This is a genomic window from Brevundimonas sp. FG8 (assembly GCF_057808845.1).
Map to the genome: position 1 here is coordinate 37,379 of NZ_JBMDIU010000014.1, position 20,762 is coordinate 58,140.

General features: G+C 67.8%; 22 protein-coding genes, 2 tRNA genes and 1 pseudogene. 17 read left to right on the forward strand and 8 right to left on the reverse strand.

The window, feature by feature from the left end:
- Positions 1-130: 130 nt before the first annotated feature.
- From murA to ACODRV_RS16270, 14 genes and pseudogenes are all read left to right on the forward strand, one after another.
- Entirely contained in the window at positions 131-1,420 is a 1,290-nt protein-coding gene (gene murA, locus ACODRV_RS16205) for a UDP-N-acetylglucosamine 1-carboxyvinyltransferase (RefSeq protein WP_141627242.1), read from the forward strand.
- Complete coding sequence (locus ACODRV_RS16210) at positions 1,410-1,922, forward strand: DUF2948 family protein (RefSeq protein WP_488909028.1); 513 nt, start codon at positions 1,410-1,412, stop codon at positions 1,920-1,922. Before murA ends, ACODRV_RS16210 begins: the two co-directional genes overlap by 11 nt.
- Entirely contained in the window at positions 1,919-2,380 is a 462-nt protein-coding gene (locus tag ACODRV_RS16215; protein ID WP_168196750.1) for a UPF0262 family protein, read from the forward strand. The genes ACODRV_RS16210 and ACODRV_RS16215 overlap by 4 nt, the downstream gene beginning before the upstream one ends.
- A 259-nt stretch (positions 2,381-2,639) precedes the next feature.
- On the forward strand, positions 2,640-2,858 hold the full coding sequence (gene infA / locus ACODRV_RS16220; RefSeq protein WP_003164348.1) for a translation initiation factor IF-1: 219 nt from the start codon (positions 2,640-2,642) through the stop codon (positions 2,856-2,858).
- A 12-nt stretch (positions 2,859-2,870) separates the two neighbouring features.
- Entirely contained in the window at positions 2,871-3,446 is a 576-nt protein-coding gene (locus ACODRV_RS16225; protein WP_488909029.1) for a Maf family protein, read from the forward strand.
- On the forward strand, positions 3,443-4,465 hold the full coding sequence (locus tag ACODRV_RS16230; RefSeq protein WP_488909030.1) for a ribonuclease E/G: 1,023 nt from the start codon (positions 3,443-3,445) through the stop codon (positions 4,463-4,465). Before ACODRV_RS16225 ends, ACODRV_RS16230 begins: the two co-directional genes overlap by 4 nt.
- Positions 4,466-4,467: 2 nt before the next feature.
- Positions 4,468-4,644, forward strand: coding sequence for a DNA gyrase inhibitor YacG (locus ACODRV_RS16235; protein WP_488909031.1), 177 nt, complete (start codon positions 4,468-4,470; stop codon positions 4,642-4,644).
- 63 nt (positions 4,645-4,707) lie between these two features.
- A tRNA-Phe gene (locus tag ACODRV_RS16240) sits at positions 4,708-4,783 on the forward strand.
- A gap of 681 nt (positions 4,784-5,464) precedes the next feature.
- Positions 5,465-6,352, forward strand: coding sequence for a MotA/TolQ/ExbB proton channel family protein (locus ACODRV_RS16245; protein WP_488909032.1), 888 nt, complete (start codon positions 5,465-5,467; stop codon positions 6,350-6,352).
- A gap of 5 nt (positions 6,353-6,357) precedes the next feature.
- Complete coding sequence (locus tag ACODRV_RS16250) at positions 6,358-6,795, forward strand: biopolymer transporter ExbD (protein WP_141627236.1); 438 nt, start codon at positions 6,358-6,360, stop codon at positions 6,793-6,795.
- A 17-nt stretch (positions 6,796-6,812) separates the two neighbouring features.
- Positions 6,813-7,535, forward strand: a complete 723-nt coding sequence (locus ACODRV_RS16255; RefSeq protein ID WP_141627235.1) for a TonB family protein — start codon at positions 6,813-6,815, stop codon at positions 7,533-7,535.
- 193 nt (positions 7,536-7,728) lie between these two features.
- Positions 7,729-8,472, forward strand: coding sequence for a M48 family metallopeptidase (locus ACODRV_RS16260; protein ID WP_141627234.1), 744 nt, complete (start codon positions 7,729-7,731; stop codon positions 8,470-8,472).
- A 248-nt stretch (positions 8,473-8,720) separates the two neighbouring features.
- Positions 8,721-8,797: transfer RNA gene (locus ACODRV_RS16265), tRNA-His, on the forward strand.
- A 199-nt stretch (positions 8,798-8,996) separates the two neighbouring features.
- Positions 8,997-9,434, forward strand: a pseudogene (locus ACODRV_RS16270) (methyltransferase domain-containing protein); the annotation flags it as partial.
- A gap of 238 nt (positions 9,435-9,672) precedes the next feature.
- Here the strand turns inward: ACODRV_RS16270 and ACODRV_RS16275 are convergent.
- Positions 9,673-11,514, reverse strand: coding sequence for a patatin-like phospholipase family protein (locus ACODRV_RS16275; protein WP_488909033.1), 1,842 nt, complete (start codon positions 11,512-11,514; stop codon positions 9,673-9,675).
- Between the two features lie 130 nt (positions 11,515-11,644).
- Positions 11,645-12,043, reverse strand: coding sequence for a DUF1489 family protein (locus ACODRV_RS16280; RefSeq protein WP_488909034.1), 399 nt, complete (start codon positions 12,041-12,043; stop codon positions 11,645-11,647).
- A gap of 342 nt (positions 12,044-12,385) precedes the next feature.
- Here ACODRV_RS16280 and ACODRV_RS16285 point away from each other — a divergent pair, with 342 nt between their 5' ends.
- Positions 12,386-12,682 (forward strand): putative quinol monooxygenase, encoded by a 297-nt coding sequence (locus ACODRV_RS16285; RefSeq protein ID WP_488909035.1) that lies wholly within the window; start codon positions 12,386-12,388, stop codon positions 12,680-12,682.
- 13 nt (positions 12,683-12,695) lie between these two features.
- On the opposite strand, the gene ACODRV_RS16290 is transcribed toward ACODRV_RS16285, so the two are convergent.
- The 6 genes from ACODRV_RS16290 to ACODRV_RS16315 form a co-directional block, all read right to left on the reverse strand.
- Entirely contained in the window at positions 12,696-13,052 is a 357-nt protein-coding gene (locus tag ACODRV_RS16290; protein ID WP_141627230.1) for a hypothetical protein, read from the reverse strand.
- Positions 13,052-15,046: an acetyl/propionyl/methylcrotonyl-CoA carboxylase subunit alpha gene (locus tag ACODRV_RS16295; RefSeq protein WP_488909036.1), complete on the reverse strand. Its 1,995-nt coding sequence runs from the start codon at positions 15,044-15,046 to the stop codon at positions 13,052-13,054. Before ACODRV_RS16295 ends, ACODRV_RS16290 begins: the two co-directional genes overlap by 1 nt.
- Positions 15,047-15,281: 235 nt before the next feature.
- Positions 15,282-16,187: an enoyl-CoA hydratase-related protein gene (locus ACODRV_RS16300; protein WP_488909037.1), complete on the reverse strand. Its 906-nt coding sequence runs from the start codon at positions 16,185-16,187 to the stop codon at positions 15,282-15,284.
- A complete protein-coding gene (locus ACODRV_RS16305; protein ID WP_488909038.1) occupies positions 16,180-16,581 on the reverse strand; it encodes a hypothetical protein in 402 nt (133 codons plus the stop codon). Before ACODRV_RS16305 ends, ACODRV_RS16300 begins: the two co-directional genes overlap by 8 nt.
- Positions 16,578-16,943 carry a hypothetical protein gene (locus ACODRV_RS16310; RefSeq protein WP_141627226.1) on the reverse strand — a complete coding sequence of 122 codons (366 nt, stop codon included), beginning with the start codon at positions 16,941-16,943 and terminating at the stop codon, positions 16,578-16,580. Before ACODRV_RS16310 ends, ACODRV_RS16305 begins: the two co-directional genes overlap by 4 nt.
- Positions 16,944-17,018: 75 nt before the next feature.
- Positions 17,019-18,611: a carboxyl transferase domain-containing protein gene (locus ACODRV_RS16315; RefSeq protein WP_488909039.1), complete on the reverse strand. Its 1,593-nt coding sequence runs from the start codon at positions 18,609-18,611 to the stop codon at positions 17,019-17,021.
- A gap of 95 nt (positions 18,612-18,706) precedes the next feature.
- Here ACODRV_RS16315 and ACODRV_RS16320 point away from each other — a divergent pair, with 95 nt between their 5' ends.
- Together ACODRV_RS16320 and ACODRV_RS16325 are read left to right on the forward strand one after the other, a co-directional pair.
- A complete protein-coding gene (locus ACODRV_RS16320) occupies positions 18,707-19,252 on the forward strand; it encodes an NADPH-dependent FMN reductase (RefSeq protein ID WP_488909040.1) in 546 nt (181 codons plus the stop codon).
- 69 nt (positions 19,253-19,321) lie between these two features.
- On the forward strand, positions 19,322-20,686 hold the full coding sequence (locus ACODRV_RS16325; protein ID WP_488909041.1) for an MATE family efflux transporter: 1,365 nt from the start codon (positions 19,322-19,324) through the stop codon (positions 20,684-20,686).
- Positions 20,687-20,762 lie beyond the last annotated feature (76 nt).

Here is a 20,762-nt window from a genome sequence, read left to right on the forward strand (position 1 = left end):
ACTGAACTCAGATTTCGCTTCAGCATAATTCCGGACCATTTTTTGGATTCAGGTCGTGCCGACCTGAAGCAAAAATGGTCTAGGATAGTCGATCCGCCGGAGCTCCCCGCTTCGGACTTCAAGAGACGTCATGGACAGCATCGCCATCACCGGCGGCGCCCAGCTGAACGGGGTGATTCCCGTCAGCGGCGCCAAGAATTCCGCCCTCAAGCTGATGGCCGCCTCGATCCTGACGGATCAGCCGCTGCTGCTGACCAATATGCCGCGTCTGGCGGACACGAAATTCCTGGGCAAGCTGCTGCAGGCGCTGGGCGTGGAAGTGACCGAGCGCGACGGCGCGAACGGGCAGGAGACCCTGTTCGACGGCCGCACCATCAGCTCGACCTTCGCCCCCTATGATCTGGTCCGCCAGATGCGGGCCAGCTTCAACGTGCTGGGGCCGCTGCTGGCGCGCACGGGCGAGGCCAAGGTCTCGCTGCCGGGCGGCTGCACCATCGGGGCGCGTCCGGTGGACCTGCACCTTCAGGCCCTGACCGCGCTGGGCGCCGAGATCGAACTGGACGAGGGCTATGTCACCGCCCGGGCGCCGCGCGGTCTGCAGGGCGCCGAGATCGAGTTTCCGTTCGTCTCGGTCGGCGCGACCGAGCACGCCCTGCTGGCCGCCGTGATGGCCAACGGGACGACGGTGCTGCGCAAGGCGGCGCGGGAGCCGGAGATCGGCGACCTGGCCCGCTGCCTGACCGCCATGGGCGCGAAAATCGAGGGTATCGACACGGATGTGCTGACCATCACCGGGGTGACCTCGCTGGGCGGCGCCGAGTGGTCGGTGATTCCGGACCGGATCGAGATGGGCTCATACGCCGTCGCGGCCGCCATGGCCGGGGGCGAGGTGCGCCTGACCAAGGCGCGCCCGGAGCTGATGACCGCCCTGACCGAGAAGATGGTCGCCGCGGGCGTCGAGATCAGCCCGACAGAGGACGGGGTGATCGTGAAGCGTGATCCGAAGCAGCGTCTGAAGGCGGTGAATCTGGAAACCGAGGTCTATCCGGGCTTCGCCACCGACCTGCAGGCGCAGTTCATGACGCTGATGACGACCGCGGAGGGCGAAAGCACCATCCGCGAGACCATTTTCGAGAACCGCTTCATGCATGCGCCGGAGCTGGCGCGACTGGGCGCGGACATTCACGTTCACGCGGGCGAGGCGGTGGTGAAGGGCGTCGAGGTGCTGCACGGCGCGCCGGTGATGGCGACCGATCTGCGGGCCTCGGTGAGTCTGGTCATCGCCGGACTTGTCGCGCAGGGTGAGACCACGGTCGGCCGGGTCTATCATCTGGATCGCGGTTTCGAGCGTTTGGAAGAGAAGCTGGGCGCCTGTGGCGCGAACATCCGGCGGATCAAGGGCGAGGCGCATGAGCACTGAGGCCGACGGCGCGGCGGAGGAAAAGGCGATCAAGTCGCCGATGGAGCCCCTGCGCCTGCTGGCCGAGGACGACCATGACCTGAGCATCATCTCGGTGGCGTTGCAGGATGCGATCATGCGTCCGGTGGACATTGTCTGGGAGCGCGGGGCGCGCCTGCTGACGGTGACGCTGAGCCGGTTCTGCTGGGAATGCGGCGGCACCCGGGTGATGGCGGCGATGCAGTTCGGCGATGTGGTCTCGGTCAAGAGCCGTCGCCTGCCGCGCGGGCCGGAGACGGCGCTGGAGCTGCTGGCCATGCATTTCGAGCCGGGCGAGGCGCCGGGCGGGCGGGTCATCATGATGTTCGCGGGCGGCGGTGATCTGCGGATCGACGTGGAATGCCTGGACGCGGTGCTGACCGACCTGTCGGAGCGCTGGCCCGCGAAGATGGCGCCGACCCATCTGGAAGGCTCGCTGGAAGCGGCGCTGAACGGGACCTCGAACGGGGCGGCCCCCCGGTGAGCGACCATCGGCTGGCCTCGATCACGCTGGACGCCGCGTCCCTGCCGGCGGCCTCGGCCGAGATCGAGCACGAGCGACGCGTCGCCATCTTCGATCTGGTGGAGAAGAACAGCTTTGAGCCCGCGGGCGCCGAGACCGGCCCCTATGCGCTGAAGCTGTCGTCACAGGACGGGCGGCTGGTGTTCGACATCGCCGGGCCGCACTTCGCGAAGGCCCACGGCCTGTCGATGTCGCCGCTGAGCAAGACCATCAAGGACTACATCGACATCTGCGACAGCTATTACGAAGTGCTGCGCGGGACCGACGTGTCCAAGATCGAGGCCGTCGATATGGGCCGCCGGGGTCTGCACAACGAAGGCGCCGAGCTGCTGAAATCGCGGCTGGACGGCAAGATCACCGTCGATCACGAGACGGCGCGTCGGTTGTTCACCCTGGTGACGGCGCTGTATCGGCGGTGACGCCCGGCGCTGCGCGCCGGAGTGGCGAGTGATTAGTGGCGAGTGGTGAGTGTCAGAGCCCTGGACTTGCTCCGGTGTGCGCAACTCGTTCGACCAGTCTCCCACTCACCACTAATCACTCGCCACTCGCCACTCGTTGGTCGCGAAGCGGCCGACGCCTCGACTATCCCGCCTTTTTCAGGCATATGGCCGCTCCTTCGGCGTGCGCTGCCGTCCGGCGCGCGTCGTTTAATCGTATCCAACGGGCGTGAGAGGCCGCATGGCTAAGGAAGAACTGCTCGAGTTTCCCGGCGTCGTCAGCGAACTGCTGCCGAACGCGACGTTCCGCGTGACGCTTGAGAACGACCACGAAATCATCGCCCACACCGCGGGCAAGATGCGCAAGAACCGCATCCGCGTGCTGGCAGGCGACAAGGTGCTGGTCGAAATGACCCCCTACGACCTGACCAAGGGCCGTATCACCTACCGCTTCAAGTAAGGGACGCGCGCGTTGCCGCGTCCTGAACTGGTGCTGGCTTCGGCCAGTCCGCGCCGCGTGGAATTGCTGGCGCTGGTCGGGATCAAGCCCGATCGAATCGAGCCCGCCGACATCGATGAGACCCCGCTGGCCGGGGAGACGCCGCCGCGCCTCGCCGCGCGTCTGGCCATCGGCAAGGCGCAGGTGGTGGCGCAGCGCGCGCCAGAGGCCGTGGTTCTGGCCGCCGATACCGTGGTGTCCGTGGGCCGCCGCTTCCTCGAAAAGGCCGCCGATGAGGCGGAATGCGTGCGCTTTCTGAAGCTGCTCTCGGGACGGGGGCACCGGGTCTATACCGGAGTGGCCGTGGCGAAGGGCGGACAGGTGCGCCATCGGGTCGTGGAGACCCGCGTGACCTTCAAGGTCCTGTCCGACGCCGAGATCGCCGACTACATCGCGTCGGGCGAATGGAAGGGCAAGGCCGGGGGCTATGGCATCCAGGGCCGGGCCGGGGCCTTCGTGACCCGCCTCGTCGGCAGCTATCCGGCCGTGATGGGCCTGCCGCTGTATGAGAGCGTCAACCTGCTGACCGGCGTGGGCTGGAAGCCGTGACGGTCGAGGTCTTCCTCGATGACACGCCCGGCGAACTGCGGGCGGTGGTCGAACGGAACGGCCGCGCCGAACACATATACATAGAGAGAGCCGACGATGTCCCGCAGACGCGGCTGGGCGCGCGTTCCGTAGCGCGGGTGCGGCAGTCCGCGCCGGGGCTGAAGGGCGCCTTCATCGATCTGGGCGGGGGGCATGAGGCGTTCATGCCGCTGAAGGGCGGGATTTCGGCGCCGGTCGGGGCCAAGGTCGAGGTCGAGATCACCGCCGAACGGCGCGAACAGAAGGCGCCGGTCGCGCGCTGGATCGCGGCAGGGCAGGGGGATGTCCGTCTTTTGGCCGCCGGGCCGACGCTGACACAGACGCTGGAGCGGGTGGCCCCCGGCGCCGGGATCATCACCGGACGCGAGGCCATTGAGGCCGGCCGGCGCGCGGTGGACGAGGCGCAGGCGCCCGCCGCCGTGCCGGGCGGGCTGGTTCATGTGCAGCGCACGCGGGCGATGATCACCGTCGACGTGGATCTGAACGCCCACGACATGGGCCGCGCCCGGCCGAGGGACGAGACGAATCGTCTGGCGCTGAACGAGGCGGCGCGGCTGATCCGGCTGAATCGCTGGGGCGGGCTGGTCGCGATCGACCTGATCGGAAACCAGCATGACGGCCAGATGATTCTGAAGGCGGCCAAGGCGGCCTTCGGCGGCGATCCGGCGGTGGTGATCGGTCCGGTGAACCGGTTCGGGGTGCTGATGCTGTCCCTGCCCTGGCGCGAGACCCCGCTGGAGGAGGTGCTGTACGCCGATCCGGCGGCGCGACGTCTGCGTCCGGTCCAGCTGGCCCAGGAGGCGGTGCGTCGTTTGAGGTCGGCGATGCTGGAGGATACGGGGCGGGCGCGGATCAGCCTGCATTGCGGTCCGGAGCTGGCGACTCTCACCGGGCCGCTGGTGGCGGAACTGGGGCCCCGGGCCCATCTGAAGATCGACGCCGCGGCGGGGCCGGGCGTCTTTTCCATTGAGGCCGAGTGACCATGGCGACCTGTCCGATCTGCACGCGCGCGCCCGCGCGTCCTGATTACAAACCCTTCTGCTCCAAGCGTTGCGCGGATGTGGACCTGCAGCGCTGGTTCACCGGCGGCTACACCATTCCGGTGCGCGACGACGAGCCGACGGATGACGCCGAACGCGGTCCGTTCAAAGAAGACTGACAGAGGTGCTTGCCACCGGGAATGGGCTTGTCTATAGACCCCGCTCCCTCGCTTCGGCGCGGCGCCCGGGTAGCTCAGTTGGTAGAGCAGCGGATTGAAAATCCGCGTGTCGGTGGTTCGAATCCGCCCCCGGGCACCATCTCCTTCAAAAGATGGCCGCCAGCCCCCGAGATCCCCCGATTCACGTCAATCCGCCGCACCCTCGCGCAGGCGCGTTTCCGCGACTGCGTATTATCGCGTATTCGCGCGGCGGATCGCTCCCGCAGGCGCGTCGGCGCCGGGAGGCGGGCGATGGTTCACGTCACGTCAAAACCGATCGCTGTTTGGTGTGAATGACCCTGTTCATAGTGATTAACGGGCAGGGTCGTCCCGGTCGCGCGACAACCGTGGAATGAAATTCCATTGTGCGGTGCAATATTCCAAAAAGATCATCCGTGCGCCCTCATAAAGGGTCGAACGTTCCGCCGAACCATCATGAAATTGACGCTTTCAACCTGAAACTTCCGCAACGAACGCGCGTGCTCTCCCCCGAGGGGAAAAGCGGCGTTGCGCACTTGACGCTCTGGTATGCGTTCGCCAAAGGAGCTTGACCGCTTTCCTTTGCGAGCGGCCGGGAGGAGTTGGGAAAACGGTTTCCCCACACCTGCCGACACCGCCCCGGGAGCCTTCAGGCAACCGGAAGCGTTCAGGAGGCGTTCCGTAAATCGGGGTTCTGTGAATCCCTGAGTTTACGGGCGAGATTTTCATCGGGGGCCGGCCGCCAGATTGGTCTGCTCCCTGGGTTCCACGAGTCAGACACCAAAGCAGGACCTGGCGAACTATGCTCGACTTCAAAAAGACCAACATTCTTCTGGCCATGGCCGGCGCCGCCGTCCTGATGGTCGGTTCGCCGGTCCTCGCGCAGGAAACGGCCGCCCCGACCGCGGCGGCCTCGACTGCCGCTCCGGCCGCCACCACCCCCGCCCCGACCCCGGCTCCGGCCGCTGAACCGGCCGCCGCTGAAGAGCCGGCTGCCGAAGGCGGCAAGATGACCGTCGCGTCGATGTTCCAACACGCCGACATCGTCGTGAAGGTCGTCATGATCGGCCTGGTTCTGGCCTCGATCTTCTCGTGGACCCTGCTGCTCATCAAGCTGTTCGAGTTCGGTTCGCTGAACCGCGCCACCGACCGCTTCCTGGAATCGTTCCGTCAGGCCCGCACCATCGCTGACATGCGTAAGGTCGCCACCTCGGACGAGTTCGACGGCAACCCGCTGGCCGACATGGCCGCCGCGGCCACCGACGAAATCGAACTGTCGCGTCAGGCCGGCCTTTCGGTCACCGGCGAACACTCCGACTCGGCCCTGCTGCGCGCTCAACAAGCGACGTCGGCGGTTCAATCGGGTCTGGCCAAGCGCCTGTCGGGCGGCCAGCAGTTCCTGGCCTCGACCGGCTCGATCGGTCCGTTCGTCGGTCTGTTCGGCACCGTGTACGGCATCATGAACTCGTTCATCGGTATCGCGAACACCAACACGACCAACCTGGCCGTCGTTGCTCCGGGTATCGCTGAAGCCCTGCTCGCCACCGGCATCGGCCTGTTCGCCGCTATCCCGGCGGTCGTGTTCTACAACTACTTCAACACGCGCATCGCGGCCTACGGCACCCGTTCGGACGGCTTCAACGCTGAACTGATCAACGCGATCTCGCGTAACCTCGACAAGGGGGCGTAACCCGGATGGCCGCCAAACTTGGAGGCGGCGGCGGTGGCAAGTGGGCCATTGAGCAGAACTCGGAAATCAACGTCACGCCTTTCGTTGATATCATGCTGGTTCTGCTCATCATCTTCATGGTGGCGGCTCCGCTCGCCACCGTGTCGGTGGAGGTGAAACTTCCTGCTGCGGTCGCTAAACCTCAGCAAAACCCCCCGAAGCCGTTCTATGTGTCTATCCAGAACAACGGCTCGGCTTATATCGGTGATGACGAGGTGGATATCACTTCGGTCGGCGCCGAGCTGGGCAAGCTGATCGGGAACAAGCTGCCGTCGGATGAGCGTATCTTCATCCGCGCGGACCAGACGACCCGATACGGTGATTTCATGCAGGTCATGAATTCGCTCCAGGATCACGGTTTCTATTCCGTGGCTCTGGTCGGCGAAGACCAGTCGACTCAGTAACGGGAGACGGTTCAACCATGACCGAGACTGTTGAATATCATCGCAGCCGGTACGACGCGCCGCGCAAGAAGGGCTTCCTCGGGGTTCCCCCCGGCGTGCTCATCGTCAGCCTGCTCGTCGTCACCTCCCTGTTCGTTCTGCTGGCGATCTATTTCGTCAACATGCAGTTCAAGCTGCGGGAAATCCGGTACGTCGACGACGCGGTGAACGTGGAGATCATCGAGCCTCTGCCCGAGCCTCCGCCGCCCCCGCCGCCGCCGCCGCCGCCGAGCAACCAGCCCCCGCCGCCGAAGCTGCAGGTGCGCGTCCCGGCTCCGATTCAGAGCCCGGTCTCGCCGCCGCCCGTCGTCCTCGCGCCGACGCCGAAGGATCAGCGTATTGAGAACCCCGGTCCGCCGGTGGTGACCACCACGCCGCCCCAACCGGCGCCCGTTCCGGCTCCGCCGGCGCGTCAGTCGGTGATCACGCAGCCGAGCTGGGCCCGTCAGGTCCTGCCGGACTACCCGGAACGCGCGATCTCGCGTGGCATCGAATCCGGCCGGGTTACGATCCAGTGCAACGTTCAACCGAACGGTAGCCTGACGAACTGTTCGGTGGTTTCGGAAGATCCCGCCGGCGCCGGCTTCGGCCAAGCCGCTCTGGCCGCGGCCCGTCGTTCGCGGGTTTCGCCCCGGACGGTGGACGGCGCCGCTGAAGGCGCGGTGGTCCGCTGGACCTCGCGCTTCCAGATGCCGGATTAAGGCTGAGCGAAAGCGACAAGACAGGGACGCCCCGGAGCTTCGGCCCCGGGGCGTTTTTGTTTTGGCCGGGGAGCTGGATGGGCGGTGAGAGCCCGAAGGCGTCACATTGCGCTTGCGTCCATCGCCCTCTTGCCCCGGAGCCTTTCGGCGGGAATGACGTTCTGTACGGCCAAGCTGATTGCGGAGAGACCCGATGAAACGCGCCATCCTCGCCACCCTTTTGCTGTCCGGAGCCGCGCTGTCGGCCTGCGCCTACAACGACACCCTGGGCCGCAACCAGTTCCTGATCGTGGACGACAGCGCCCTGACCCAGCAGGCGGACGCGGTCTGGGCCGAGACCCTGCGAACCCAGCGGCAGTCCAACGACCCGGCCGCGCTGAACCGCATCCGCACGGTCGGCGGCAAGATCGTCAATGCGGCGGGGCTGGGCGACCGACGCTGGGAGTACGCCCTGTTCGTCAGTGACGCGCCGAACGCCTTCGTCCTGCCGTCGGGCAAGATCGGGGTGACCACCAGCCTGCTGGCGCTGGTCCGCAATGACGATCAGCTGGCCGCCGTGCTGGGGCACGAAGTCGGTCACGTCGTCGCCCGCCACGCCGCCGAGCGCTATTCCACCAGCGCCGCGACCGGACTGGTTCTCAGCGGGGTGCAGGGCGCGGCCGGAGACTATGGCCAGGCGGCGGGCGCCATCGGCGGTCTGGGCGCTCAATTGGGCGTGCTGCTGCCCTTCTCGCGCCGGGATGAGCTGGAGGCCGACCGTCTGGGCGTCGACTACATGCAGCGCGCGGGATACCGCCCGGCCGAGTCTGTCACCCTGTGGCGGCTGATGCAGCAACAGCGCCAGGGCTCCACGCCCGAGTTCGCCTCGACTCACCCGTCCGACACCACGCGGATCACCGCGCTTGAGCAATACATCGCCAGCCGGGGCTGGAGCTGAGGCGGGAGGTCGGCGCCCGTGTGTTCGGGCGCCTGAGCGGCGAAGTGATTGGTGATTAGTGGTTAGTGGGTGGCCTGGACCGTGGCCGGTGGGCGCTGACCGACGTCCAGGCCACCCACCAATCACTCGCCACTCGCCACTTTCCGGGCTGTGCGTTCAAGGGCGTCGCAGATCGCATCCGCATCGGCGCAATTGGTTCTTGATCCCCACAACCGACGCAGCTAAAGACGCCGCTCGCGCGGATATGTGCAGCCTTAGCTCAGTTGGTTAGAGCGCCGGTTTGTGGAGCCGGAGGTCCTCAGTTCAAACCTGAGAGGCTGTACCATCGCCTTCCACGCTTTCTCCCGGAAACAGTGTTCCTGTCTGACGCGGTTTGCGCGTGGCAAGTGATTGGTGATTGGTGATTGCTGCCGGCGTCACCGGGGCCAGGTTGGTGAGGCAGGCTGTCCGAAACCGCTAATCACCAATCACCCGATCACCAATCACTTGCCCGGCGCCGCTCTCAACGGCCTATGCTCCGCCCTATGAGCAACCCTGCCGCACAGCCCGTCTGGGACCCCCATCAGTACAGCCGGTTCGAGGCCGAGCGGGATCGGCCGGCGCTGGATCTGCTGTTGCGGCTGCCGGGCGATCTGGAGCCGCGCGCGATCGTCGATCTGGGCTGTGGCGCGGGGCAGCACGCGGCCCTGCTGAAGCGGCGGCATCCGCGGGCCCATGTGACCGGGCTGGACGCCAGCGCGGCCATGCTGGAGCAGGCGCGGGGGCTGGGAGCCGATGTGGACTGGGTCGAGGGCGATCTGGCGACGTGGGAGCCGGAGGGGCCGCTGGACCTGATCTTCGCCAACGCGTCCCTGCAATGGCTGCCGGACCATCAGGCATTGCTGCGGCGGCTGACGGGTCTGCTGGCGCCGGGCGGGGTCATCGCGGTGCAGATGCCGTTGTCGTGGGACACCCTGCATTACCGGGTGATGCGGCAGGTGCGCGGAGAAGGGCCGTGGGCCGACCGGCTGGAGGAGCGGCGGACCATTCAGGCCCTGCTGGACCCGGCGGACTATTACGACGCGCTGGCCGAGCGGTGCGGGGATATCGATATCTGGTCGACCACCTATCTGCACGCCCTGACCGGCGAGGCGCCGGTGCTGGAATGGATGAAGGGCACGGCGTTGCGGCCGCACCTGACGGCGCTGGCGGATGATCCCGCTATGACGGCCGCCTGGCTTTCGGCGCTTTCCGACGCCCTTTCGCGGGCTTTTCCGCCTCGTCCGGACGGGGTGACCCTTCTGCCGTTTCCACGCCTGTTCCTGATTGCGCGGCGACGGTACGACGACGGCGCAGGCCGGTGACCGGGCCGTCCAGCGCCTCCAGTTCGGCGGCCATGGCGCGGTAGCCGGCGTCGACGGCGGGGCCGTAGGCCTTCCAGTCGCGAATATCGACGCCGTCGGGCGTGGGCTGGACCAGAATGTCCACGATGCCCCGCGACCGCTCGATCTCGGCGTCCGAAGTCAGGGTGGCCGAGCGCATCATGATGGAGACGATGGGCGGACCGCGACGCCAGGCGCCGGTGGCGATCAGCCGCCAGATCGACGGCGGATGCTCGATCATGTGAGGATCGACGCCGCGCGCCTGCGACATGTCGATGCCGATGACCGGCCCGGCGTTCATCTGGCGCATCACCTCGGCGGGCAGGTTGTTCAGCACCGCGCCGTCCACCAGCACCTGACGGTCCAGAACCACAGGCGGCAGCAGGCCCGGGATGGCGATGGTGGCGCGCATGGCCCGGCGCATCAGGCCCCGGCGATGGATCTCGATCCGGCCCGAGGTGAGGTTGGTCGAGACCGCGAAGAAGGGCAGGTGCAGGTCGGCCAGGTCGGTGTCGCCGTAGGCGGCCTGAAGCAGGTTATCGACCTTCTTCGCGCGGCTCATGGCCAGCATGGGGAAGGTTATGTCGCTGAGCGGGTCGCTGTCGACGAACGAGCGTCTGATGCGGTCCTCCAACTCGTCCAGCGTCCAGCCCATGGCCGGACCGGCGGCGACCACGGCCCCCATGGAGGCGCCGCCGACGAAGTCGATGGGCACACCGGCCCCGCGCAGGGCCTTCAGGGCGCCGATGTGGGCGTAGGCGCGGGCGCCGCCGCCGGACATCACCACCCCGACCGCCGTGCCGGTGATGACGCGGGCGATGCGGGCGGCGTCGGCGAGATCGCCTTCCATGGCCTGGAACCAGCGGCCCGGCTGGACCGCGTCGATCCACACGGCGGTGTTGTGCGGTCGGGCCATGCGCGGGTCGCGCAGCAGGATCAGGTCGGTGCGGCGCTGGGCGTCCAGCACCCCGGCATGGGGCAGGGGGCGGTTGGGCGGGGCCAGCAGGCACTGGCCGACGACGAACAGGCGATCCACCTGACGGGCGCACAGGGCGGCCCAGGCGGGCTCGTCAGCCTCGGCGACGTACAGGACGAAGTCGTGCGAATCCTCGACCCGGCTGAACCAGTCGGCGGCGGAGGACAGGGCCGAGTGGTCGATGACCTGACAGGTGAAGCCCTCGGCCTCGATGGCGGCGGCGATCCGCTCGACGAAGGCGCGGATGGGGCGCGGGCGGGCGGAGATGAAGCCGAAGACGCTGGGCTCGCCGCCGCCGGACCGGCGGTCGCGGGCGCGCTGGATCATCAGGCGCGACAGCTCGACCATCAGGTCGGGCTCGGTGCGGGCGGCCTCGAAGAAGGCGTCGCGGGGCAGGGCCAGCACCTCGGAATCGCGCAGGGCGACGACGTCGGCGGTGTGCGGGCTGCCCGCCAGCATGGCCATCTCGCCCGCCGGTTCGCCGGGGCGGATGACGCCGACGAACTGGGGCGGCTGATCGTTGCTCTCGCTACGGAAGACGCCCAGACGGCCCGCGCGCAGCAGGTAGAGGGTGTCCGCCGGATCGCCCTCGGCGAACAGGGTCTCGCCGCCCGTCAGCGCGAACCAGCTGGCGGGCGTGTTTCCGCCCCGCTCGAAGATGCGGTGCAGGGCGTCGGAGAGCCGGTCGGAGCGAGCGGGGGGCATGGGAGGGATTAGGGACTAGGGATTGGGGATTAGGGAAGGGGTTAGATCAGCTTCGCCGTGAACGGGGAAGGGCGACCTCGGTTCAGGGGCTGCGCCTAATCCCTAATCCCCAATCCCTAATCCCTCGACTTCACCACGCCCCCAACTCCCGGAGTTCCCGCGCCAGATCATCCGGCAGGTCCGAGGCGTCGGCGGTCGTCAGGTCGGCGGGGGCGTCCTTGGGCTCGAAATAGCGCCACCCCTGGAAGGGGCGGCGGGCGAGGGGGGCGGTGCGGATGACGCGGGGCTCCAGCGTGATCTCGCAGCGGCTCTGGCTGCCTTCGCCGAGCGTCGAGATGTCGAGGATCGGCTGGCGGCACAGGACCGAGCCCTTGATGACCCAGTAGAGGGAGCCGCCGTCCTCCAGCTCCGTCGCGCGTTTGGGCGTCATGCGGGTGTGGACGATGAGCGGCCGGCCGCCCTCGGCGCGCCGCTCCAGCCATTCGACCTCGGAGACGCCGACGCAGAGCTTGATCATGTGCAGGGGCATGGTGGGGATATGGCGCGATGCGGGGCCGGGCGCCAGCGGGGAGGGCCGGGTGTCGGACCGAAAGCTGTGATCGGTAGGCACAGGGCGGGGACGCCAAGTGGCTAGTGGCTAGTGGATGACAGGGACGGCGGTCAGCGCGCGCCGGCCAGGGGCCAAGCCACCCACTAACCACTAACCATTAGCCACTAGCCACTAGCCACTTTCCGAGCTCCGGCTCCGCCACTTTCGGGCGAAGGTCAGAGGCTGTTCTGGTGACCGACGTTAACGTGGGGCTCAGTAGTTTCCCCGTGAAGACAGGGGGGATGCACGGGCGTAGAGGCTGCCGCAACGGAAGGCGACGGCATGTACGGTTTGATCGGTCGGATGACGGCCCGGGCGGGTCAGCGGGAGGCGCTGACGGCGATTCTGCTGGACCGGGTGGCGCTGGGGATGCCGGGGTGCCTGAGTTATGTCGTGTCGCATGATCCGGCCGACCCGGAGGCCATCCGGGTGAGCGAGGTCTGGATCAATGAAGCCGCCCACCGCGACGCCTTGGCCGACGAGGCGGTGAAGACCTTGCTGCGTAAGGGCCTGCCGCTGATCGCCACGTTCGAGGATGCGACCGTGACGACGCCGGTGGGCGGACTGGGGCTGGGCTGAGGGCTGTTCGCGATCAGCCGCCTGAAGCCGCCGCGGTCATGACCCGACCCATCTCCTGCATTTCTCCCGCGCAGCGGGTGCGGTTGGCCTCGAGGGCGGCGGTGGGTTCGGTGCGGGCGTAGGCCATCAGACGATCCACCCATTTGACGTCCGGGGTCCGCCCCTGAAGCCGACCGAGATAGTAGGTGATCCCGGAGGTCAGGGTCAGCCGCGTGGTCTCATTCTGCTCGGCGCCGACCATGGCCGTGAGCAGGGTCATGCACTGAAGGTCCGCGCGATCCGCCGGTTTCAGATCGGACAGGGCGTCGGTCTGGGGCGACGGCGAGGCGGACAGGGCCAGTCCGGCGGCGAAGGCGGCGATCAGGGACATCAGGGCAGGCTTTCAACAGGGGTGACGACGGCGAGGACGACACCGTCGCCCACCTGATCGCCGACGACAACAGAAACGCTCTGAACCACGCCGTCGAAGGGTGCGACGAGAGCGTGCTCCATCTTCATGGCTTCCAGAACCACGATGGGCGCGCCCTTGGCGACGGTGTCGCCCGCCTTGGCCGGGGCGGCGACGATCTTGCCCGGCATGGGGGCGCGCAGGGAGCCGTCGGATGCGGGCCCCGCGGCGGCGCCGGTGGCGGAGAATTTCGCGATCTCGACCTGCCAGGTCTCGCCCCGATCAAACAGCAGATGGAAGCCGGAGTTGCGTTCCAGGTGTCCGAACTCGCGGTCGCCGACAGTCACGAGGTCATAGCCCTGCGTCACCCAAAGCGTACGCCCATCTGTCGTGACGCTTGAACCGGGGCCGTCGAGATCGGGCACGACCTCGCCGACGACCGTGGTCTGATTGCGTGAGGCACGATGGAAGGCGCGCTCGGCACCGTTCAGCCGCAGACCGTGAGCCCGATCCCAAGGACCCCAGACATCGTTGCTGCCCGTGCGCAGATCCCAGCGTGTGTCGCCGGCGACCAGGGCGAGGGCGGCCGCGTCCAGTTCGGGATCGGCGATATCGCCGGGAATCAGCGTGGCTTCCTCCGCTGCGATGAAGCCCGTGTCCACGTCGCCCGAGATGAAGCGGGGGTGTTCTAGGCAGCGGACGAGGAAGGCGGCATTGGTCTTGATCGGCCAGACCTCGACCTGCGCGGCGGCCTCGGCCAGATCGGCGGCGGCGTCCTCACGCGTGTCGGCGTGGACGATCAGCTTGGCGATCATGGGATCGTAGAACTGGCTGACCTCGCCGCCCTGCATCACGCCGGTATCGACGCGGGCGTCCTCGGGCATGACGAAGTGGTGCAGCCTGCCGATCGACGGCAGGAAGCCGTTGGCCGGGTCTTCGGCGTAGAGGCGGGCCTCCATGGCCCAGCCGTTGATGCCGATCTCGTCCTGCTTCAGCGGGATGGGCTCGCCCGCGGCGACGCGGAACTGCCATTCGACCAGATCGACGCCGGTGATGGCCTCGGTGACCGGATGTTCGACCTGCAGCCGGGTGTTCATCTCCATGAACCAGATGCGGTCGGCCTTCAGGCCGTCGGAGGCGTCGGCGATGAACTCGATAGTGCCGGCGCCCTGATAGTTCACGGCCTTCGCCGCGCGGACGGCGGCGGCGGTGACGGCGTCACGGGTCGCCTGGTCCATGCCGGGGGCCGGGGCCTCCTCGATGACCTTCTGGTGGCGGCGTTGCAGGGAGCAGTCGCGCTCGTTCAGGTGGACGACCGTGCCGTGGCTGTCGCCGAAGACCTGAACCTCGATGTGGCGCGGGCGAGTGATGTAGCTTTCGATCAGCACGCGCGGGTCACCGAAGGAGGACTGACCCTCGCGGCGGGCCGAGGCGAGGCCGTCGGCGAAGTCTTCCGCGCGGTCGACCTTCTTCATGCCCTTCCCGCCGCCGCCGGCGACGGCCTTGATGAGGACCGGGAAGCCGATCTTGCTCGCTTCGGCGGTCAGGGTTTCGTCCGACTGATCCTCGCCCTGATAGCCGGGGGTGACGGGCACGCCCGCCTCGATCATCAGCTTCTTGGCCGCGTCCTTCAGGCCCATGGCGCGGATCGAGTCCGGCTTCGGCCCGATCCAGATGATGCCCGCCGCCATGACGGCTTCTGCGAAGTCGGCGTTCTCGGACAGGAAGCCGTAGCCGGGGTGGATGGCCTCGGCGCCCGTGTCCTTCGCGGCCTGCAGCACCTTTTCGGCGACCAGATAGGATTCGCGGGCGGCGGCCGGGCCGATCAGCACGGCCTCATCGGCCTCGCGCACATGCAGGGCGTCGGCGTCGGCCTCGGAATAGACGGCGATGGTGCGAATCCCCATCGCGCGGGCGGTGCGGAAGACGCGGCAGGCGATCTCGCCACGATTGGCGACAAGGACGGATTTGAACATGGGGGCGGTTGTAGAGCGGCGCGGGCGGCCCCCCCACATCCGGATGTGGCGCGAATGGCAAGTGATTGGTGGTTAGTGATTTGTGGTTCGATGCCATGGGCGCCGATGCAAGCAAGGCAGACAGCGGCCTTGAACCCGCCCCCCACCAATCACCAATCACCAATCACTTCCGACACCTCGGACCGTGCATCAGCGGGAGCGCGGACCTGGAGGTCCGCGCTCCACGGCGGGTTTCCTACTCCGCCCACTTGGGGGCGCGTTTTTCGAGGAAGGCGGCGACGCCTTCCTGGCCTTCTTCGGAGACGCGGGCGCGGGCGATCCGCCTGGCGGTTTCGTCCATCAGGCCGCCGTCGATCTTGTCGTGAGCGGCGACGTAGTGGACCAGACGCTTGGCGTCGCCCATGGCGCCCGGCGCGTTGCCCGACAGGCTGTCGGTCAGCATGGAGATAAACTCGTCCACAGAGCCTTCCGGCAGGACCATGTCGATCAGGCCCGCGTGGGCAGCGTAGTCGGCGTCGAAGATGTTGGCGGTCAGGAACAGCTGGCGCGCGCGGCGGGCGCCGATGGCCTCGACCACATAGGGGGCGATGGTCGCCGGGATCAGGCCCAGCTTGACCTCGGAGAAGGCGAAGCGGGCGCCCTCGACGGCCACGGCCATGTCGCAGGCGGCCACGATGCCGGCGCCGCCGCCCATGGCTGAGCCCTCGACGATGGCGCAGGTCAGGGCCGGAACGTCATGCAGGGCCTTGAGCATCCGCGCCAGGCTCATGGCGTCGTCGCGGTTGTCGCTTTCCGACCAGCCCGCCGCGTCCTTCATCCAGCCCATGTCGGCGCCGGCGCTGAACGTGCCGCCTGCGCCGCGGATGAAGACCAGACGCACCTTGTCGGCGCCGTGCAGGGTTTCGAACGCCTCACGCAGGGCGCCGATGACGGCGGCGTCGAAGGCGTTGCGCTTGTGCGGGCGGTTGATGGTGACGAAGACCACGCCGTCGGCGGTGGCGTCGATCTGGACCAGATCATCGTTCGCATCCGGCGCCGGATCGGCGACCAGCGGATGGGCGATGGCGTTGATCTCGGCGGCCTCGGCGTCGGTGATGTCGAGGGCGTCTTCGGGTTGGGTTTCGGTGGGCTTGTCAGCCATCTTGTTTTCCTTGGGGGCAGCGGTAGGCGACGAACTCGGGACCGCCACCGTAGGTGAAGCTGAGCGTCTGTCGATCATCCGACAGTATCAGGGTGCGGTATGTTTCCTCCATACCGTCGTAGTCCTCGTGCCGGACGTGGATGTTGATGCCGTCCAGTTCGGCGGGGCGGACGGCGAGGACGGTGTCGGCGGCTTCAAAATAAGTGATGAAGCCCGCGTCGATGCTGAGGTTCAGGCCGCTCTCACGGTCACCGCATTTCGACAGGTCGCTGCTCCAGTCGCCGTGGAAGCGCTCGGGGATGACCGGTGGGCCATTCTGCCCGGAGGCGGCGAGGGCCGGTCCGGCCAGGAGGGCCAGACCGGCGCACAGCAGATGACGGGCGGCCAGTTTCACGCGCCGCAGCGGGCGTAGCGGACGGCGCGTGGACGGGAATCGCCTTCGATGTTCAGCCACTCGCCGCCGTCGGAACTGCGCCAGATGACCATCTGGATCTCGCGGTCGCCGTCGGCGGATTCGTTGTCCACGAAGACGTGTAGCGAACCGCCGTCGAGGACGTGGGCCGACTTCAGGGTCGAGGTGTCCTCGTAGCCGATGATCTGGCGCGCGTTGATGGTCAGGGCCGTGCCGCTTTCATCGCGATTGCACGCCTCGGCGCTGAGGTCCCAGCGGCCATGGAAGTCGGCGGGGAAGGTCGGGGTGTCGACCGACGGCGCGAAGGCGGTGATCAGGAGGGCGGCGAACGGGGCGGATATCATGGACGGTTACTCCGGACTGGCGGGAAGGAACTTTACAGTACGCGCGAAGCCGCCTTGGGATGCGCCCGAGCTACATCACATCCGGAACACGCCGAAGGTCGTCTCCGGGATCGGGGCGTTCAGGCTGGCGCTGATGGCGAGGCCGAGGACGTCGCGGGTCTGGGCGGGGTCGATGACGCCGTCGTCCCAGAGGCGGGCGGAGGCATAGTAGGGGTTGCCCTCGTCCTCGTACTTCTGGCGGACCGGGGCCTTGAAGGCTTCGGCCTGTTCGGGCGTCCAGCTGTCGGCGTCGCGGTGGACGGTGGCGAGGACCGAAGCGGCCTGTTCGCCGCCCATCACCGAGATGCGGCTGTTGGGCCAGGTGAAGAGGAAGCGGGGGCTGTAGGCGCGGCCGCACATGCCGTAGTTGCCGGCGCCGAAGCTGCCGCCGATCAGGACGGTGAATTTCGGGACTTCCGCGCTGGCGACGGCGGTGACCAGCTTGGCGCCGTGCTTGGCGATGCCCTCGGCCTCGTATTTGCCGCCGACCATGAAGCCCGAGATGTTCTGGAGGAACAGCAGGGGGATCTTCCGCTTGCAGGCCAGTTCGATGAAGTGGGCGCCCTTCTGGGCGCTTTCCGAGAACAGGACGCCGTTGTTGGCGAGGATGGCGACCGGATAGCCCCAGATGCGGGCGAAGCCGCAGACCAGCGACGTGCCGTACAGGGCCTTGAACTCGTCCAGTTCCGAGCCGTCGACGATGCGGGCGATGACCTCGCGCACGTCATAGGGGGCGCGGACGTCGTCGGGGATGATGCCGTACAGCTGTTCGGCGGGCAGGGCGGGCGGGCGCGGCTCGCGCACGTCCAGATCCACCTTCTTCACTGTGTTCAGGTTGGCGACGATGGAGCGGACGATCTCCAGCGCGTGCTCGTCATTCTCGGCGACATGGTCGACCACGCCGGACTTGCGGCCGTGGGTCTCGGCGCCGCCCAGCTCCTCGGCCGAGATCACCTCGCCGGTCGCGGCCTTCACCAGCGGCGGACCGGCCAGGAAGATGGTGCCCTGATCCCGGACGATGACGGTTTCGTCCGACATGGCCGGGACATAGGCGCCGCCCGCCGTGCAGGAGCCCATGACGCAGGCGATCTGGGGGATCGACCTGGCCGACATGCGGGCCTGGTTGAAGAAGATGCGGCCGAAGTGGTCGCGGTCGGGAAAGACCTCGGCCTGGTGCGGCAGGTTGGCCCCGCCGGAATCGACCAGATAGACGCAGGGCAGGTTGTTCTGCTCGGCGATCTCCTGGGCGCGCAGGTGCTTCTTCACCGTCATCGGGAAGTAGGCGCCGCCCTTCACGGTCGGGTCGTTGGCGACGATCATGACCTCGCGGCCAGAGACCCGGCCGACGCCGCAGATCATGCCCGCGCCCGGCGCCTCGTCATTATACATGCCCCCGGCGGCCAACTGGCCGATCTCGAGGAAGGGGGAGCCGGGGTCCAGCAGGCGCTCGACCCGATCCCGTGGGAGCAGCTTGCCGCGCGAGACGTGGCGCTCGCGGCTGGCGTCCGAGCCGCCGCGCCCGGCTTTCGCCACCTTCTCGTAAAGTTCATCGCGCAGGGCGCGGTTGTGGGCGTCCAGCGCCTTGAAGGCGGCGGAGGCGGTGTCGATGGCGGAGGTCAGCTTCGGCATGGGGTGAGGTTTAGGCGTTGCATCGCGCCCTTGTCCACCGGACCGCGCGGCGCCAGATCAGGGGCAGGACGGCGGTCGTCCCGAAGGAGCCTCCCATGAGCAAAATCGCCTTTATCGTCGGCAGCCTGCGCAAGGGCTCCCTGAACCGGCTAACGGCCGAGGCGCTGATCCGTCAGGCGCCCGAGGGGCTGGAGGGCGTGATCGTCGAGATCGGCGACCTGCCGCTGTACAATCCCGATCTGGAAGAGGCCGCGCCCGCCGCCTGGACCCGGTTCCGCGACGAGATGCGGGGCGTGGACGGGGTGGTCTTCGTGACGCCGGAGTACAATCGTTCGGTCCCGGGCGCGCTGAAGAACGCCCTCGACGTGGGCTCGCGCCCCTATGGCCACAGCATCTGGTCGGGCAAGCCCGCGGCCGTCGTCACGGTTTCGCCCGGCGCCATCGGCGGGTTCGGGGCCAACCACCACCTGCGCCAGTCGCTGGTCTTCCTCGACATGCCGACCCTGCAACAGCCCGAGGCCTATATCGGCAATGCGGGCGAGCTTTTCGATGACAAGGGCGAGGTGAAGGTCGAGGGGACCAAGACCTTCCTGACGAGCATCATGGCGGCGTTCGGCAAGCTGGTGGCGAAGCACGGCTGAGCCGGTCAGAAGGAGCGCTTATGTCGGGCGCTCCCAAACCCGGTTGACCCGGCGGCGGGGGCGTGGCCTGTGCCGCGTCCCATGATCGCCCTGAACGACAAGACCCGCGCCACCCTGAAGGAACTGCTGAATCTCGCCTGGCCGGTGGTGCTGGCGCGGATCGGCATCATGACCATGGGGCTGACCGACGCGATCGTGGTCGGCCACTACGCGTCGCGCGAGCTGGCCTATCATTCGCTGGCCTGGGCGCCGTCGTCGGTGGTGCTGACGACCGCCGTGGGCCTGATGATGGGCGTGCAGATCGTCACCGCCCGCCTGCGCGGCGAGGGGCGGCACGGCGAGATCGGCGCGGTGCTGCGCCGGGGCTTGGTCTATGCGCTGCAGATCGGGATCGCCGCCATGCTGGCGCTGGCCTTCCTCGGTCCGTGGGTGATGAACAACGTCAGTTTCGAGGAAGGCCTCGGCGCCGGGGCGTCCGGCCCGCTGGTGGTCTTCGCCGTGTCCATGCCCTTCTACCTGATCTCGGTGGCGGCCCAGTTCTTCCTGGAGGGCCTGTCCAAGCCCAAGCCCGGCATGTGGGCCATGTGGGTGGCGAACGGCGTGAACATCGGCCTGAACCTGCTGCTGGTGCCGGACCTGCTGGGGCTGGGCGTCAACGGTGCGGTGGCCTCGGCCTGGGCGACGTTCGGGGCGCGACTGGCGCTGGCGGCCGTCCTCGTCATCTACATCCTGCGTCTGCCCGAGGCGAAGAGCTGGAACCTGTGGAAGCGGCCCGCGCGGGATCGCGAGACCGAGCGGGAGCAGGTCAAGGTCGGGCTGGGCGCGGGCGCATCCAACTTCATCGAGGTCGGCGCCTTCGCCGCCATGACGGTGATCGCGGGCCTGCTGGGCGCCAACGAGACCGCCAGCTGGGCCATCGTGATCAATATGTCGGCCATCGTCTTCATGCTGCCGATGGGGCTGTCGTCGGCGACGGCGGTGCTGGTCGGCCGCGCCTATGGCGCGCGGGACCGCGAGGGCGTGCTGCGCGCGGGCTTCGCGGGGATCGGGGTGGTGACGGCGCTGGCTCTGCTGGTGGCCCTGATCATCTGGCCGACGGCGGGGCTGCTTGTGCGAGCCTATACGGTCGATCCGGCCCTGATCGCCATCGCCGGACCGGCGCTGGTGCTGGCCACCCTGTTCTTCGTGGCCGACGGCATCCAGGTCGTGGCGGCGCAGGCCAACCGCGCCGCGGGCGATGTCTGGTGGCCGACGATCATGCATTTCTTCGCCTATGGCGCGATCATGATGCCGCTGGGCTGGGTGCTGGCCCACCAGATCGGCGTCGATGGTCTCGTCTGGGCGGTGATCATCGCCAGTCTGGTGTCGGGCAGCCTGCTGACCGGGCGGTTCGTGAGGGTGGCGCGGCGGCTGCAGCAAGGGATTGGGGAGTAGGGATTAGGGATTAGGTGGGCGGCGGGGTTGCGGTATCGGTTCGCACTCGCCACTAACCAGACTAATCCCTGGTCCC